Source organism: Phenylobacterium haematophilum (assembly GCF_014196295.1).
GTDB lineage: Bacteria > Pseudomonadota > Alphaproteobacteria > Caulobacterales > Caulobacteraceae > Phenylobacterium > Phenylobacterium haematophilum.
The window spans coordinates 691,036-707,174 of sequence record NZ_JACIDK010000001.1 but is presented as its reverse complement, the minus strand read 5'-3'; the positions used below and the strand labels follow the sequence as shown (position 1 = coordinate 707,174).

Sequence of the window (16,139 nt, the reverse complement as noted above, 5' to 3'; positions counted from 1 at the left end):
CGGAGAGCCTGTTGTATACGCCACAGGCTCCCCGACCATAAGGTCAAGGAGTTTGATGCCGTCACGGCCGGCACCAACCGCTAACCAGGGGTTACTACGCCCCGGAGCAGCGCGTCTGCTCCGCGTTCAGTCTTAGCCGACCCGCACGCGAATGTCTTCGCCAATTCGGTGCGGCAGGCATGACGCACGGATTTTCTTCGTCTTTTCAGCTTGCCGACGCTCCCCAAGGGGTGCCGCCAGCGCATAGGCGCAAATGCGGCACGCTACGCGCCGCCGATCCCTCGCCATGGTTCGCCACAGCCCGCCGAAGTTTTCGGCGGCCACATCAACCGACGAACCAGAGGTGATCTTATGGCCATCCGCCGCAACGCGGACCTGCCGCCGCGCCTGCTTCGCACACAGGAAGCCGCGCGCTTTCTCGGCCTGTCCGTCCGCACCCTTGAGAAGCATCGCACATACGGCACCGGCCCGACCTATCGCAAGATCGGCGGGCGCGTCCTCTATACCGTCCGCGACCTTGAAGCCTGGAGCGCGGTCGGCACCCGCAAATCCACGCGCGACAAGAACGCCGGCACGGTTTTTCCCGCGCGTCCGCTCACGCCCAAAGAGCTGGGCGATTGCTGAATGCTACGCGAGGACGACCATAGCCCCGCGCAGCCGGCCGACGCCAGCGAACGCAGCCGACTCGACCCCTTCGTGGTCGCGACCGGCGACGCCGCACCGCGCGACCAGCGCGATTTGATGGAGCGGCCGTTCTTCTCCCTGGCGAAGACGCCGCGCACCAAGCCTATTTTCTACAAGGCCGCCGATGTCGAGGTGCAGGTGTTCGGGATGCCCGAGCACGGCATGGCGACGATATGGGACGCCGACGTGCTGATATGGGCGGCCTCGCAGATCGTCGCGGCCGAAAACAACGGCCTCACCACGTCACGCTTCGTCCGCTTCACGCCTTACCATCTGCTGCGCGCCATCGGGCGGCCGACCGGCAACCATCAATACCTGCTGCTGAAAGCCGCGCTGGCGCGACTGCAATCGACCGTCATCGCCACCACCATCCGCAACGGCCCGCATTGGCGTCGCCGGCAATTCTCATGGATCAACGAGTGGGAGGAAATGACGACGCGCGCCGGCCGCGTCGAGGGCATGGAATTTGTCTTGCCCGAATGGTTCTACAACAGCGTCATCGACCGCTCGTTGGTCCTGACCATCGACCCGGCCTATTTCCGGCTGACAGGCGGCATCGAGCGTTGGCTTTACCGCGTCGCCCGTAAGCACGCCGGCCGCCAGCGCCATGGCTGGCTGTTCGAGTTTGCGCACCTTCATCAGAAATCCGGCAGCCTCGCACGGCTGTCCGATTTTGCGCTCGACTTGCGCCGCATCGCGGCCCGCCAGCCGCTTCCTGGCTATCGACTCCAGATCGAGCGGGAAGACGGCCGTGAGCTGCTTCGCATCTGCCCGGTAAACCTGTCCACAGTGCCTGTTGATAACGGTGTGAATGCCATCGGCACATCAGGCGCACGGGGTATCGGCACATCAGGCGCAACCCTATCGGCAGATCAGGCGCACGAACCCCAGCTAACGCTTTGGCCTGAAACGCGCAATCCGACCGCTAACTTAGAGTCTAACAGAGAATCTAACTTTTCTTCTTTGACGCGCGCACACGCGAGGCGTGGTGCCGGTGCCGCCGAGCGAGGCGAACCATGACGCCCGCGCTCGACGCGGTGCGCCCGCGCAACCCCCAAGCCATCACCGGAGACGAACAATGACCCGTCGCGCCCATCGCAGCGCGCACGGCCGTCCGCTGCCGGACGGACCCGCGCCCTTCACCACGCTTGTCGAATTGACTTTCGAGAAACGCAAGGTCGAGCACTGGATACGCTTCGGCCGCAAGAGCTACGAACAGATCATCGACCGTCGCCGAAGCGTCGTCGGCTTCGCGCCGAACAACATCTTCGCCTTCGTCCGTTGGGCGGCCGGCGAGCACGGCACGATCATTTCACGCATCGACATCGCGCGGGCCATCGGTCGGGGCGAGCCGTTCCAGACATTGCCCTTCGTCCGGCCTGGGGGCGACATCCTTTTACGCCTGGACGGCTGGCCGAAAGTGCAGCGCGCACTTGCCGTCATCGACGCCGTGGAGGCGCTGGGACTCGACCCGGCCGACGTGTCACCGGACTACTGGCGACACGCGCACAACCGCCTAGCCGCCAATCTGGAGCCGAGCGACTACACGCCGGAACGACATGCGGCGTGGATTGGGCGTCGGAGGATCGACCCGTGACGCGCCGCCGCTATCTCGCCGTCACGGCGCTGGCCGCGATGGGCGTTGCCGTCGCAAGCGCCATCGAGACGCCGACGAAACTCATTTGGAACGCCACGGCCAGCGCGCCGGTAGGCTTCTACACCGTCGAGCCGGCCGACCGGATCGAGGTGCCCGAGCTGGTCGCGGTCATGCCGCCCGAACCGCTCGCCGCCTTCATGGTGCAGCGCGGCTATGTCGGACGCGGCGTGCCGCTGTTGAAGCGCGTCGTCGGCCTTCCAGGGCAGTGGGTTTGCCGCGCCGGCCGCACGATCACGGTTGACGGGATCGAGATGGGCGAGGCGCTGGAGCGCGACCGGATCGGCCGTGAACTGCCTGCCTGGCAGGGCTGCCGCGTCATCGCGCCCGGCGAAATCTTCCTCATGAATTGGGATGTCCGCGACAGCCTAGACGGCCGTTACTTCGGACCCATCCCCGCAAGCTCCGTCATCGGCCGAGCGGTCCCGCTCTGGACCGATGAGGAAGGCGTCGGCCGCTTCGAGTGGCGCGCGCCGACGCACTGACTTCGCGCTTCCCCAACCAATCGCAAGGAGACTTACAATGCCCGCCAATATCTTTGAACCCACCGCCAACGGTTACGCCGGCCGCGTCCGGCTGTTCGGCATTGACGAGGCAATCGTGCTCGTCGCCATCGAGCCGGGCGACGGCGAGAACACGCCGGCCTATCGCATCCACCTTGACGACGAGGACGGCCCCGAGATCGGCGGGGCTTGGAAACGTGTCGGCGAACGCGCGGGGGATTACATCGCCCTGGAGATCGACAGCCCGCTTTTCCCTGCGCTGTTTCGCCCGGCGCTGTTCCAGGCCGACGACGAGGCACGCACCTTCCGGCTCGCGTGGAAGCGGCCGAAGGCGCGCGAGGATCGGAGCTAATTGGTGCGCGTTCCGATCATCCCTTTGTTCGCGGGAACGCACTCGCATCCCTTCGTCCCGCTCGGCGACAAGACGGCCGGCGCGCGCAGCGAAGGTCAAGGGCGGCCACCGGCCGGCGCTTTGCGCGCACCCTTTACCGTAGCGAGCACGCTGGCAGGCTGGCGTCATAGCGGCGACAGGAAGCCATGGCGCTATGCCGTCCTGTTGCTGGCCGGCGCACTATCAGTCAGCGCCGGATCGGGCGTCGCGGTCGCGCAATCCGCGTCGGTCGTGCGCCCGGTTGCCGTCGATCCCTATGCCGCGCACATCACCGAGGCGTCGCAGCGGTTCGGCATCCCCGAACACTGGATTCGCGCCGTCCTGCGCGCCGAGAGCGCGGGCGACGTGCGCGCGATTTCGTCGGCCGGCGCGATGGGATTGATGCAGGTTATGCCCGACACCTGGGCGGGCCTGCGTGCCCGTCACCGGCTCGGCCGCGATCCCTATCAGCCCCGCGACAACATCCTCGCAGGCACGGCCTATCTGCGCGAGATGTGGGATCGCTACGGCAATGTCGGCGCGATGCTCGCGGCCTACAATGCCGGCCCCGGCCGCTACGACGAGCACCGTTCGACCGGCCGTCCGCTACCGGCCGAGACACGCGCCTATGTCGCCGCGCTCGCGCCGATCCTTGGCGGTGCGGCTGCATCGGAAGCGCCGTCATCGGCACCGCCACCGCCGCCCGACTGGCGCGACGCACCGCTCTTTATCATGCGGCCGAATGACAGCCGGGCAATCGCCGCGCAGCCGTCCGACGCGCAATCCGGCGACGCTCGCGCGACCGTTCCGGTGCGCGATCCCGCCGCTATGGAACCGCAAGACGGCAGCATTTTTGTAGCCCGCGCGAGCGTCGGAGATACGCCATGAAGGTGGCATTCCCGCGCTCGGCGGCGGACGATCCGGTGTGCAGTCAGGCGGGTTCGCGTCTGGCAGCATACCGGGCCGGAGAGGCAGAGAAGGACGAAAGAGCGGAGGGCAAGATAAAGGAAACCGGCACTAGGTCGGCCGGATTTCTGAAATTGTTGTTGTCTGCACACTGGTTAGGGGAGCCGCGAGCGGCACCATGCTTTTTAATCCCGCGTGCCGCGATGTTGCGCAAAGCCTTGGCTTTGCTGGGTTTCGACCGGCACCATGACCGCCGAGTGCCCGATTTCCTTGGATTTTGGCCGGAGGCGCGTCCATGAGCGCCGACGACGAAACCCGCTTCCGCCCGAAGCCCGGTCGCATCCGATCCGACGCGCCGAAGGGCGGCAAGACCAAGAGCTTTCTCACGCAGGCGAAGAAGATCGCGCGGCAGCACAGCACCACGTCATCCAGATCGTCGCCGCGCCCAGGCAAGACCCCGACCGCCAAGGGCGGCAAGGGCGCGCGTTCGTCAGGAGGACCGGGCGTCCGGCGCGGACGCGGCGCGGCCTTCGTGCGCGCTCGCACCCTGTCGGGCGGCTGGCGTCACAGCGCGCCCGGAATGCGCCGCGTCGTCGTCAAGACCCGCTACGTCAAGGAGGCGGGCAGGAACGGAAGGGCGGCCGCCCATCTGCGCTACATCCAGCGCGACGGCACATCGCGCGACGGCGAGCGCGGGCAGCTCTATTCGGCGACCGAGGACCGCGCCGATGGCGCTGCATTCCTTGAGCGCGGCCAGGAGGATCGCCACCAATTCAGATTCATCGTCTCGCCGGAGGACGGCGCGGACCTGTCGGACCTGACAGCCTATACCCGCGACCTCATGCGCCAGATGGAAGCCGACCTTGGCACGAAACTGGATTGGGTTGCGGTCAATCACCACAACACCGGCCATCCCCATGTGCATGTCATCGTGCGCGGCAAGGACGACCTGGGCGAGAACCTTGTCATCAACGGCGACTATCTCGCCAACGGCATACGCGAGCGGGCAAGCGAATTGACCACGCTGGAGCTTGGCCCCGTCTCCGAGATCGAGCAGACCCGTAAGCTGTCGGCCGAGATCGACCAGGACCGTTTCACCCGCATCGACCGGGCGATGGTCGAGGAAGCCGACGACAGGTTCCTCGACCTTCGCCAAGAGCCGGCCGAGCCGCGCCGCCAGTTCAATCGCGCCCTGCGCCTGCGCCGTCTCGCCAAGCTAGACAAGATGGGGTTGGCGACCGAGCACGCGCCGGGCGTTTGGGAAATGAGCGAGCGCATGGAGCCGACCTTGCGCGAGATGGGCGAGCGCGGCGACATCATCCGCAACATGCACAAGGCGTTGAAGGCCGATGGCCTGGAGCGCGACCCGCTGACCTTCCAAGTCCATGACGGGCCGCCCGAAAAGCCCATCGTCGGCCGCGTCGTCGATAAGTATCTGTCCGACGAGCTGGGCGAGAACCTGACCGTCGTGGTGGACGGGATCGACGGCCGGACCCACCATGTCGCCGGCATCGACCCGGCCCGCGTTGAGGACGCGCGGATAGGCAGCGTCGTCGAGATCGGCCCGGCCGAAACGGCAAGCCGTCCGTCCGACCGGACCATTGCCGCCATCGCCGAGGATGGCGTCTATCGGCCGAGCCGCCATCTGGAACAGGCGAAGTTCGAGGGCCGCGTTCCGGGCGGCGACTATGAGGGATATGTCGATGCTCATGTGCGCCGGCTGGAGGCATTGCGCCGGGCCGGCATTGTCGCGCGGATCGACGCCGACCAATGGCGCATCCCCGAGGATTTCGAGAGCCGCGCCACTGCCTACGACGCCGGCCGCAACCGGCAAGCCAGCGTTCGCGTCCTTTCGGTGCTCGACCTTGAAAAGCAGATCGGCGCGGACGGCGCGACCTGGCTCGACCGGCGCTTGGTTACGCCCGACGCAACCGACCTTGCATCGGCCGGCTTCGGCCAGCAGGTGCGCGAGGCGATGGACCAGCGCCGCGAGCATCACGTCGAGCATGGCGACGCCACGCGCAGCCGGGACGGCCGAATCTTCTATCGGCGCAATCTTCTCGCGACGCTGCGCGAGCGCGAGGTTGCCAGCTTCGGCACGGCGATGGCGGCGAACAAGTCGCTGCCGTTCCGCGCCGTCGCCGATGGCGAAACCGTCAGCGGCAAGTTCACTGGCACCGTGCAGCTAACCAGCGGCAAGTTCGCCATCGTCGAGAAAGCGCACGAGTTTACCCTTGTCCCATGGCGACCTGTCATCGACCGCCAGCTCGGCCGTGAAATCGCGGGCGTCGTGCAGGGCGGTTCGGTGTCGTGGCAATTGGGCCGGCAGAAGGGTTTGGGGCTGTAGCGCTGTCCAACCGAGGCGCTGGCAACGCAGGAACCGGATAGGCACTAAATCATATGATTGATTTAGTTTTTACGTCACGCTAGACTGATTGTTGGACGCTGGCAGGAAGCGCCTGGCTTGTCCCTCTCATTGACCTTTGTGCGGAACCAGAACGATGCCACGAGCACGAGCGGCTTTCATCCCGTTGGTTCTGGTCCTCGCGACTGCGCTTGCAGGGTGCGCAGCGCGGCCCGGACCAGAGACGCTTGATCCCGCTGGCCGGCGCGCAGCAGGGAACACTAGCAGCATCACGGTCCTCACGGCGACAGATCGTTCTTCGACAGATTTGGTGCGCCCCGTCTTAGGAAGCGGGCGCGGCATCCTGCGCTACGAACAGTTCACAATGCAGGCGGCATCAGCGGACGGCGGCAGAGCGGGCGCGGTTGTCAACGCTCGCAGCAGCGATCCCTCAAAAGACTTTATCACAGTCGGACGGCGCGAACTCGATGAAAAAGCGTTCGAGGATAGCGTCAACCGTATGCAGAAAGATGCTGGCGGCACGGTCGCGGTGTTCGTCCATGGCTATAACTACAGTTATCAGGAGGCGGTTTTCCGCCTTGCGCAGTTGAGCGCCGAGGTCGATGGGCGAGTTGTGCCAATCCTCTTTTCTTGGCCTTCGCAGGCCAGCGTTAGAGGCTACGTCGCCGACCGGGACTCCGCCACCTATGCGCGGGACGATCTAGTTCATTTGCTCGCCACGTTGAGCCGTTCACGCACAGAGCGGCGCGTGATCATGATCGGCCATAGCTTGGGCGCATGGCTGGTCATGGAAGCGCTTCGACAGCTTCGCCTCCAGGGACGGGACGGTGTTATCTCTCGCCTACAGGTCGGGCTTGCCGCCCCTGATATTGATGTGGATGTCTTCCGCACACAGGCTGCTTTGGTCGGCCGACTGTCACCGCCGCTAACTGTCCTTGTATCCGAAGACGACCGGGCACTTGCCGCGTCGAGTCGGCTTGCCAATGGCAGGCCCCGCCTTGGTGCGGCCCGCGTCGATGACCCGGAGATACAGGAGATTTCTCGCCGGGGTGGCATACGGATCATCGACATCACGACCCTACCAGCAGGCAATGCCTTCAACCATGACCGCTTCGCCACCTTCGCGGCACGCTATTTCGCGGCTGCCCAAGATGGTCATGTTGCTAGCGGCGTCCGACAGGCTGGCGTCTATCTGCTCGACACCACAGGCCGCCTCCTGTCAGGGCCGTTCAACCAGACGGCGCGAATTATCGCTGGATCGCAATGACAGTTCTCGCAGCCGTCTATCCATCAAGCCTTAACTAAATCAGATGATTGATTTAGTCTCTGGTCCACGCTAGGTTTGATCGTGGGATGGAGCCGACTCGCCGCGAGGGAGCGCAGGGCGGCTTTCGGTTCCCAAGATGAAGGATGGAGCACGGGCGTCATGTCGGGACGAAAGATCGAACGCGGCGATCAAACTCGCGAGAAGCTGCTTATCGCAGCCGTGGATGTTTTCGGGCGTGTCGGTTTCGACGGCGCGACGACCCGGATGCTTTGCGAGAAGGCCGGGGCAAACCAGCAGGCAATCGCCTACTACTTCGGGAACAAGGAGGGCCTTTACCTCGCTGCGGCCACCTCCATCGGGGATGGCATCAAGGATCATATCGCCCCGCTGCGAAGCCTCGTCTTTGCCCGTGTCGAAGAAGCGCGCTCGGGAACGCCGCTTGGCACGGATGAGGCACGCCGCCTGCTGACCGAGATCATTCAGCGGATGGCGGCGCTATTCGTGAGCAGCCGTTCCGAGCCTTGGGCGCGCTTCATTATCCGCGAGCAGATGCAGCCGACTACGGCCTTTCGTTGCCTCTACGACGACTTGATGGGACCGCTGCTCAATATATGTGACCATCTAATTGGAACCTTGCTCGACGAAGACTCTGCTTCCGAGCATGTGCGCCTCAGAACCCTCGCATTGGTTGGAAGCGTCCTCATGTTCAGGGTGGGGCGCGCTTCGGTCCTCGCCGCGCTCGATTGGGAGACGATAGACGACAAGGGCCTCGCAGCCATTGAGGCTTTGGTGGTTGAACTCGTCGGGTCCATTGCGCCTGCCTCCCCGAATGTGGGGGGCGCATAGTGTCCCGCCGCATCATCATCCTGGCAGTCATCATCGCGGGCGTCGCAGCGGCGGGATACTACACTCGCGGCTTCGGCTTCTTGGACAAGCCCAACGAGGGGCTGGTCCTTTATGGGAATGTCGATATTCGTCAGGTGAATCTCGGGTTTCGCGTTGCGGGTCGTATCGCCGAAATGCCGATTGATGAAGGTGCTTCGGTCGAGGCTGGGGCAACTCTGGCGCAGCTTGACCAACAGCCATTCATCGACGCGCTGGCGGGTGCGGAAGCGCAGGTTGCGACCGCTCGCGCCGAACTCGAAAAACGGCGCAACGGGAATCGACCCCAGGAAATTGCCCAGGCGGAGGCTGCGGTCGCCGTCCGAAGGGCGGACATGGTGCGAACCCGAAAAGCCTTCCAGCGTCGCCGGGCGCTGGTTGCTACCGGCGCTGTATCCCAATCGGTTTTCGAGGCCGCCGAGGCTGAATACCGCGCCGCCGAAGCGCAGCTTCGCGCGGCGGAGGAAGCCTTGGCGCTGCTGCGCGCCGGCTCTCGCGTCGAAGACATCGCGGCTGCGGAGGCGCAACTCGCGGCCGCGATAGCGGAACGCGATAGGGTGAAAACCAATCTGGCCGACACGACGCTTAAAGCACCGGACGCTGGCACGATCCTCACGCGAGCGGCCGAGCCCGGTGCCATCGTCCAATCCGGCGCAACTATCTTCACGCTCACCATCAATCGGCCGATCCGGGTGCGCGCCTATGTTGCCGAACCCGACCTTGGGCGGATCGCGCCCGGCATGACCGTGTTCGTAACCACTGACGGCAACCCCAAAGTCTATCGTGGTGTCATCGGCTTCATTTCACCAACCGCCGAATTTACGCCGAGGACGGTTCAGACCGAACAACTGCGCGCCGACCTCGTTTATCGTTTGAGGATCAACGTCACCGATCCCGATGACCGTCTCCGTCAAGGTCAGCCCGTGACCGTGAGGCTCCAGCAGAGCCCGGACCCAGGGGCGGGCCAGTGAAATGACAGAGGCAGTTGCCCACGCTGTAGATGTCACCAAACGCTTCGCGCCCAATGCAGCCCCGGCACTTGATGCCGTGAGCATGGAGGTGATGGGCGGCGTGATGACGGGCTTGGTCGGCCCTGATGGCGCGGGCAAGACAACCCTGATCCGTTTGCTCGCTGGATTGCTCGACCCGGATGAAGGGGAAGTTACCCTTCTCGGCGAGCCCGCCATCGCGGCCGATAGATCGGCACTAGGCTACATGCCGCAACGCTTCGGACTCTACGAAGACCTGTCGGTTATCGAGAACCTTTCACTCTACGCTGATCTTCGCGGTTTACCCCCAGGGAAAGAACGCACGGAGCGCTTTTCCCAACTCCTGTCTTTCACGGACCTTGAGCGATTCCGCCCCCGGTTGGCTGGCCGTCTATCGGGCGGCATGAAGCAAAAGCTGGGCCTGGCCTGCGCACTGGTGCGGCCCCCTCGCGTGCTGCTGCTTGATGAGCCTGGCGTTGGCGTCGATCCCGTGGCCAGACGGGAACTATGGGCGATGGTCCGCCAGCTCACGACGGAGGGCATGGGCGTCGTCTGGTCCACCGCCTATCTCGACGAGGCCGAGAAGTGCGATACGGTATTCCTGCTGAACGAAGGCAAGCTGCTGTTCAGTGGACCGCCGAAGCGGCTGACATCCCGTGTCGAAGGTCGGACCTATCGTCTGTTTGGTCCTTCCGAAAGCCGGCGGTCTTTACTCGCCAGCCTTGTCCTTCGCGACGATGTAAAGGACGCCACCATTCAGGGCGCTTCCGTTCGCGTCCTCATGGACGAAGGCGCTGCTGCGCCGACCACAGAACGATTCGGAATGTCGCAGGGCGACCGAATCGAAGCCGTGCAGCCGCGATTTGAGGATGCGTTCATTGACATCCTTGGTGGAGGACCGAAAGGCGTCAGCCAACTCGCCGCGAGCTACAAGCCCATCGAAAAGTCCGACGCGCCGGCCATCGAGGCGCGAGGGCTTACCAAGGTGTTTGGGACGTTCACGGCGGCAGGCGACATCACATTCTCCGTGCCGCAAGGCCGGATATTCGGCCTTCTCGGGCCGAACGGCGCGGGCAAATCCACGACCTTCAAGATGCTTTGCGGGCTTCTCACGCCGACAGCGGGCGAAGGCCGCGTTGCCGGCCATGATCTTCGCACCGCCAGCGCGGAGGCGCGTCAGTCTCTCGGCTACATGGCGCAGAAATTTTCCTTGTATGGCGATCTTAGCGTCAAACAAAATCTGGACTTCTTCGCCGGAGCCTATGGCTTGAATCGACGCCAGCGGGCCGAGGCCGTTGCGCGCGTCATCGACATTTTCCAGCTTGAACGTCATCTGCCGGTGAACAGCGGAACATTGCCGCTAGGCTTCAAGCAACGGCTCTCGCTTGCCTGCGCCGTGCTCCATCAACCGCCCGTGCTTTTCTTGGATGAGCCGACATCGGGCGTGGACCCTATCACCCGCCGCGAGTTCTGGTTGCACATCAACGGCCTCGTGCAACGCGGCGTGACGGTGCTCGTCACCACCCACTTTATGGAAGAAGCGGAATATTGCGACCGCATAGCGCTGATCTATCGCGCACAGGAAATCGCCCAAGGCACGCCCGAAGACCTCAAAATCCGCGCGGCTGAAATCAGTGGCGGCACAGACCTTACGATGGAGGACGCTTTCATTGCGCTGATCGAGGAAACGGATCGAAAGCGGGAGGCCGCATGAACGACCGCTTCTATCCTCGACGCTTCATGGCCCTGCTCGTCAAGGAGTCGCTACAGATTCTCCGCGACCCCTCGACGATGCTGATCGCCTTTGTGCTGCCGCTGCTCCTGCTTTTCCTGTTTGGATACGGCGTGTCTCTCGATACGGCGAGGACGCGGATCGGCTTGGCGGTTCAAGATTCCAGCGAAGCGGCGGCCAGCCTGGCGGGGGCCTACCGATCATCCCGGTGGTTTGAGGTTCAATCCCGGCGCGACGTGACTTCGCTCAAGGATGAACTGATCGCTGGGCATATCCGGGGCATCGTGGTCATTCCGAGTGATTTCGGCCAGAGGGTCGCAGCCGGGATCGACGCGCCGATCCAGGTGATTACCGATGGCTCGCTGCCGAACACGGCATCCTTTGTCGCCGCCTATGCCGAAGGTGTGCGGGCCACCTGGGCGGAAGGCCGTGCATTGGATCGTGGCGTGCGACTAGCTCCCGCAATCGCCCCGCTGCCCCGCTTCTGGTTCAATCCGGGCCTCGAAAGTCGGTTCGCTCTCATTCCCGGCTCGATCAGCATTGTCATGACGATGATCGGGACGCTTCTGACCGCGCTCGTCGTCGCGCGGGAATGGGAGCGCGGCACGCTCGAAGCGTTGATGGCTACGCCCGTCAGCATGGGCGAGTTCCTGGCCACGAAAATCATTCCCTATTTTGTGCTCGGGCTCGGTTCGATGACGCTCTGCGTCATCGTCGCCGTCTTCCTGTTCGGCGTGCCCTTTAGAGGGTCGATCCTCGCGCTGTATGCGGTTGGCGCGGCCTTCCTCATGCCAGCATTGGGCCAAGGCTTGCTGATTTCGGCGGCGACGAAGAATCAGTTCGTGGCCAGCCAGGTTGCGTTGCTAACGGCATTTTTGCCGGGCCTGCTGCTGTCTGGATTTCTGTTCGAGATCGGCTCGATGCCGAAATTCATTCAGGGGATGACCTATGCGGTTCCAGCCCGCTACTTCATCCCGCCCCTGACCAGCGTTTTCGTGGTGGGCGATCTTTGGCCGATGTTCGTTCGCAGCATCCTGGCGATGCTGGGTTTCGGCCTCCTGTTCTTCGGCCTCGCCTTCCGAGTGACGCGCCGGAGGATCGCATGATGAGTTCCGCCAGCTTCGCGCGACTATCTGCGATCATCGTGAAAGAGCTATGGGCGGTCTTTCGCGACCCCAGGGCTCGCATCACCCTTATTGCGCCTCCGTTACTTCAACTCGTCCTGTTCGGATTCGCGGCGACGCTGGAAGTGCGCAACTTCGACGTTGGCGTGCTAGACCGCGATTCCGGCATCTGGAGCCATGAAATTGTTTCGCGGGTGGCAGGCAGCCCCAACGTCGGCCGCATGGTGCCGCTCGCCTCGCCCGACGACATGCGGGAGGCAATCAACAATCAGCAGGTCATCGCCGTTCTCAGTTTCGATTCGCGATTCAGCGCGGCTATCGAGGGCGGGCAGATTGGCGAGGTTCAGATCGTCCTAGACGGGCGACGCTCGAACGCATCGCAGATCGTTTCCTCATACCTGCAACAGATCATTGGCCAGGTCGCAGCCGAAGCGCGCCCCGCCGCAACTCCAGGGCAGCCCACTACCCGAACCGTCGTCACCAACTGGTTCAATCCCGCGCTGATATACCTTTGGTTCGTGATGCCGGCGTTGCTTGTGACCCTGGGCGCAACCGGCACCTTGTCGATTACGGCTCAATCCGTTGCCCGCGAGCGGGAGCTAGGCACCTTCGATCAGCTTATGGTTTCGCCGTTGAGGGTCCACGAAATCCTCATTGGCAAGATGGCACCGCCTTTGCTGATCGGATTCTTCAATGCCACGCTCTATGTGATCCTTATCCCCACGGTCTTCGGAGTGCCGCTTACCGGCTCCGTGGCGTCGTTCTACTTCTCTCTGTTCTTCTATGTAGTGTCGCTGATCGGCGTCGGAATGCTGGTATCCACGTTGTCGCAAACCCAGCAACAAGCCTTTCTCGGCATGTTTCTGGTGACGGTGCCGCTAATCCTGCTGTCCGGCTTCGCCACTCCAGTCGATAACATGCCCGGCTGGCTACAGGTGATCGCTTTCGCCAATCCCTGTCGGCATTTCCTCGTCGTCTCCGAAGGCGTCTTCCTGAAAGACATGCCTGCGGCGGTCATTCTCGCGAACACATGGCCGCTGGCGGCTATCGCGTCCGTCACGCTGACCGTTTCGGCAATTCTTTTCCGCGCTCGGATGGAGTAGCCCATGCGTCATCCCCCGTTCCCGGCACTACTAGCCTCTCTTAGCGTTGCGGCCTGCACGGTCGGACCAAGCTATGTCGAATCCAGCCCGGCGGTGGCGCCCGGCTGGATTTCCGCTGCCACTCCACATCCGATTGATGAAGATTGGTGGCGCTCGTTCAATGATCCACAACTCGTTGAACTTGTGGAATTGGCTGTAACCAGCAACCACGACGTTCGGGAGGCGGAAGCGCGCCTACGCGAAGCGCGGGCGCTACGCGACGCCGCACGCGGTCGCGCCGGTCCAGATGCAGCACTATCCGGCGCGGCCACGGCGAACCGCGTCAGCGGAAACGGTCAATTGCCGGTTGCCAATGTTCCGGGGTTCGATCCTCAATTTTCCCTTTTCGATTTCGGATTCGATGCGTCGTGGGAAATCGACCTATGGGGCCGAACACGGCGTAGCATCGAAGCGGCGGACGCCCGTGCAGAGGCAATGCAGGAAGCCCGGCGCAATGTCATCTTACAGGTGATCGCAGAGGTTGTCCGAAGCTATGTCGATCTACGCGGCTCCCAAACTAGGCTGTTGGTTGCTCGCGCAGACGCCAACGCACAGCAGGCCATCGCCAGCCTGGTCGAAAGACGGTTTAGGTCCGGCGAGGCGTCGCGCTTCGACTTTGCTCGTGCCGACACACAGGCTCGGGCAGCCAGCGTAAGCCTTGATGGGATTGAGGCCGACGCGCGCGCGGCAGCCTATCGCTTATCCTTGCTAACTGGCCAAGCACCGGGGGCCACTTCACTTCGGCTGTTGAACCCTGGGTCGCTTCCGGTTGCTCCATCGCAGATTACGGCTGGGCTTCCATCCGAACTGTTAAGGCGACGCCCGGATATACGTCAGGCAGAGCGCGAATTGGCGGCGTTCACCGCTGACGTTGGCGTGGCCACGGCTCACCTCTTTCCGCGACTATCGCTCATTGGGTCGATTGGTCAGCAAGCTCAGAGCGCGGGCGATCTGGCATCGGGGGCGAGCACACGATTGCAAGTTGGGCCGAGCTTCCATTGGCCCATATTCTCCATGGGGCGCATCCGAGCGCAGATTCGGGCGGCGGATGCCCGAGCCGATGCAGCCATGATCCGCTACGAGCGGAGCGTAACGGGCGCGCTTACTGACAGTGAGACGGCGCTTAACCGATATGCCGCCGCACAGATCATGCGCCGGAAAGCGGAGGGGGCGACAACGCAGGCGGCCGCTGCGGTCGATCTTGCCCGCCAGCGCTACCAAGCTGGCGAGGACGACCTAACGATATTGCTGGACGCGCAATCCGCATACAGCGCTGCGGAGCGTGCGAGCCTTGATGCTCGCGTCGGCGAACTGATGGCCGTTGTCGCTCTCTACAAGGCACTAGGGGGCGGATGGGAGGCCGCCGTCTCATGATCGGTCTGCCACTGATTTTCCGGTCAGACATTCACAATGTTCCCGGTGTCCGGCGCGACGGTCGCCGTCGATTGACCGAGCACAGGTGAAACGGTGCGGCGGCGGCGTTCAACACCCATGATCGACCGCAAATGGGGAGTGCCGACCTCGTTGGGTTCACGCATTCCCCTCGCGTCCCTCATTCAAACGCTCGCCGTCGCCGAATATCTGAACTTCCGGCACGCTGCGAACGCACTCGGCGTCAGCCTGTCGAGCGTCAGTGCTCGCGTGAAGACGCTGGAGCAAGACCTTGGCGTTTTGCTGTTCGAGCGCCATGCGCGAGGCGTCCGGCTGACAGAGGCCGGTCGCCAGTTCGTCGAGCATGTTTCTGCCGGCGTCGATCAACTCGACCATGCCGTGAAGACCGCCGGCATGGCGGCGTCAGGAGAGTGCGGACGCCTGCGCATCGGCGTCCATGCCCTGATCCCTCGCAGCTTCCTCGCAGGACTGATCGGACAGTATCGCGCAGACTATCCCGGCATCGAAGTCGAGATCACGGAAGGCACGGCACGCGATGCGGTTATGCAATTGCGCGCCGACCGTCTGGACATCGTATTCATGGCAGGCACGCCCGAGCTACCCGACTGCCACACGCGGCGGATATGGACCGAACCGCTGGTCGCCGCGCTGCCGGATAGGCATCGGCTCGCCAAGCAAGCCGCCGTCACCTGGGCCGATCTAGCGGGCGAGACGTTCCTTGCCCGGCACGGCGGCACCGGCCCACAAGTCCATGACCATATCGTGCTGCGCCTTGCCGGACGCTGGCCGGCATCATCCATCCAACGCTTCGATGTCGAGCGCGGCACGCTGCTTTCCATGGTCGGACAGGGCTTCGGCGTCACCATCGTCGGCGCGGCTACGTCGCTGCTACGAACTTCCGACGTTACTTTCCTTCCGGTCGCGGACGAACCGGAGCCGGTTCCTTTCTCGGCCGTCTGGTCGCCATTCAACTGTAGCGCGGCGCTTCGCAATTTGCTCACCCTCGCAAGAGAAATGGGGCGAACTACCCCGGCGGATTGAGTCTCGTCCGCGATTCGTTACTGTCTTCCCGCGACAGACATCCGCGCAGATAAATGAGTGGACGCAACCCGTCCTATTTGCCGCCGAT

The 16,139-nt window shown here is 63.6% G+C and carries 16 protein-coding genes; all 16 read left to right on the top strand.

The window, feature by feature from the left end:
• The first annotated feature begins 351 nt into the window (after positions 1–351).
• The 16 genes from GGQ61_RS03560 (at position 352) to GGQ61_RS03485 (ending at position 16,051) form a co-directional block, all read left to right on the top strand.
• A complete protein-coding gene (locus GGQ61_RS03560) occupies positions 352–624 on the top strand; it encodes a helix-turn-helix transcriptional regulator (RefSeq protein WP_003052294.1) in 273 nt (90 codons plus the stop codon).
• Positions 625–1,704, top strand: a complete 1,080-nt coding sequence (locus tag GGQ61_RS03555; RefSeq protein WP_046846273.1) for a replication initiator protein A — start codon at positions 625–627, stop codon at positions 1,702–1,704.
• Between the two features lie 58 nt (positions 1,705–1,762).
• The gene (locus GGQ61_RS03550; RefSeq protein ID WP_046846274.1) at positions 1,763–2,281 is read left to right on the top strand and encodes a DUF2840 domain-containing protein; all 519 of its coding nucleotides are present in this window, start codon (positions 1,763–1,765) and stop codon (positions 2,279–2,281) included.
• Entirely contained in the window at positions 2,278–2,823 is a 546-nt protein-coding gene (locus tag GGQ61_RS03545) for a S26 family signal peptidase (protein ID WP_046846275.1), read from the top strand. The genes GGQ61_RS03550 and GGQ61_RS03545 overlap by 4 nt, the downstream gene beginning before the upstream one ends.
• Before the next feature lie 37 nt (positions 2,824–2,860).
• Positions 2,861–3,193 (top strand): DUF736 domain-containing protein, encoded by a 333-nt coding sequence (locus GGQ61_RS03540; protein WP_046846276.1) that lies wholly within the window; start codon positions 2,861–2,863, stop codon positions 3,191–3,193.
• A 3-nt stretch (positions 3,194–3,196) separates the two neighbouring features.
• Positions 3,197–4,099: a lytic transglycosylase domain-containing protein gene (locus tag GGQ61_RS03535; RefSeq protein WP_238335907.1), complete on the top strand. Its 903-nt coding sequence runs from the start codon at positions 3,197–3,199 to the stop codon at positions 4,097–4,099.
• Entirely contained in the window at positions 4,096–4,416 is a 321-nt protein-coding gene (locus GGQ61_RS03530; protein ID WP_046846278.1) for a hypothetical protein, read from the top strand. Before GGQ61_RS03535 ends, GGQ61_RS03530 begins: the two co-directional genes overlap by 4 nt.
• Positions 4,413–6,464, top strand: a complete 2,052-nt coding sequence (locus GGQ61_RS22590; protein WP_046846279.1) for a relaxase/mobilization nuclease domain-containing protein — start codon at positions 4,413–4,415, stop codon at positions 6,462–6,464. The genes GGQ61_RS03530 and GGQ61_RS22590 overlap by 4 nt, the downstream gene beginning before the upstream one ends.
• Positions 6,465–6,792: 328 nt before the next feature.
• Positions 6,793–7,749, top strand: coding sequence for an alpha/beta fold hydrolase (locus GGQ61_RS03520; protein WP_052750807.1), 957 nt, complete (start codon positions 6,793–6,795; stop codon positions 7,747–7,749).
• A gap of 159 nt (positions 7,750–7,908) precedes the next feature.
• Positions 7,909–8,595, top strand: coding sequence for a CerR family C-terminal domain-containing protein (locus tag GGQ61_RS03515; protein WP_046846738.1), 687 nt, complete (start codon positions 7,909–7,911; stop codon positions 8,593–8,595).
• Positions 8,595–9,602 (top strand): secretion protein HlyD, encoded by a 1,008-nt coding sequence (hlyD, locus tag GGQ61_RS03510; RefSeq protein ID WP_046846281.1) that lies wholly within the window; start codon positions 8,595–8,597, stop codon positions 9,600–9,602. The genes GGQ61_RS03515 and hlyD overlap by 1 nt, the downstream gene beginning before the upstream one ends.
• Position 9,603: 1 nt before the next feature.
• Positions 9,604–11,334 carry an ATP-binding cassette domain-containing protein gene (locus tag GGQ61_RS03505; protein WP_046846282.1) on the top strand — a complete coding sequence of 577 codons (1,731 nt, stop codon included), beginning with the start codon at positions 9,604–9,606 and terminating at the stop codon, positions 11,332–11,334.
• Complete coding sequence (locus GGQ61_RS03500) at positions 11,331–12,458, top strand: ABC transporter permease (RefSeq protein WP_046846283.1); 1,128 nt, start codon at positions 11,331–11,333, stop codon at positions 12,456–12,458. Before GGQ61_RS03505 ends, GGQ61_RS03500 begins: the two co-directional genes overlap by 4 nt.
• A complete protein-coding gene (locus tag GGQ61_RS03495) occupies positions 12,455–13,579 on the top strand; it encodes an ABC transporter permease (protein WP_046846284.1) in 1,125 nt (374 codons plus the stop codon). Before GGQ61_RS03500 ends, GGQ61_RS03495 begins: the two co-directional genes overlap by 4 nt.
• 3 nt (positions 13,580–13,582) lie before the next feature.
• Complete coding sequence (locus tag GGQ61_RS03490) at positions 13,583–14,992, top strand: efflux transporter outer membrane subunit (protein WP_046846285.1); 1,410 nt, start codon at positions 13,583–13,585, stop codon at positions 14,990–14,992.
• Positions 14,993–15,109: 117 nt separating this feature from the next.
• The gene (locus GGQ61_RS03485; protein WP_046846286.1) at positions 15,110–16,051 is read left to right on the top strand and encodes a LysR family transcriptional regulator; all 942 of its coding nucleotides are present in this window, start codon (positions 15,110–15,112) and stop codon (positions 16,049–16,051) included.
• Positions 16,052–16,139 lie beyond the last annotated feature (88 nt).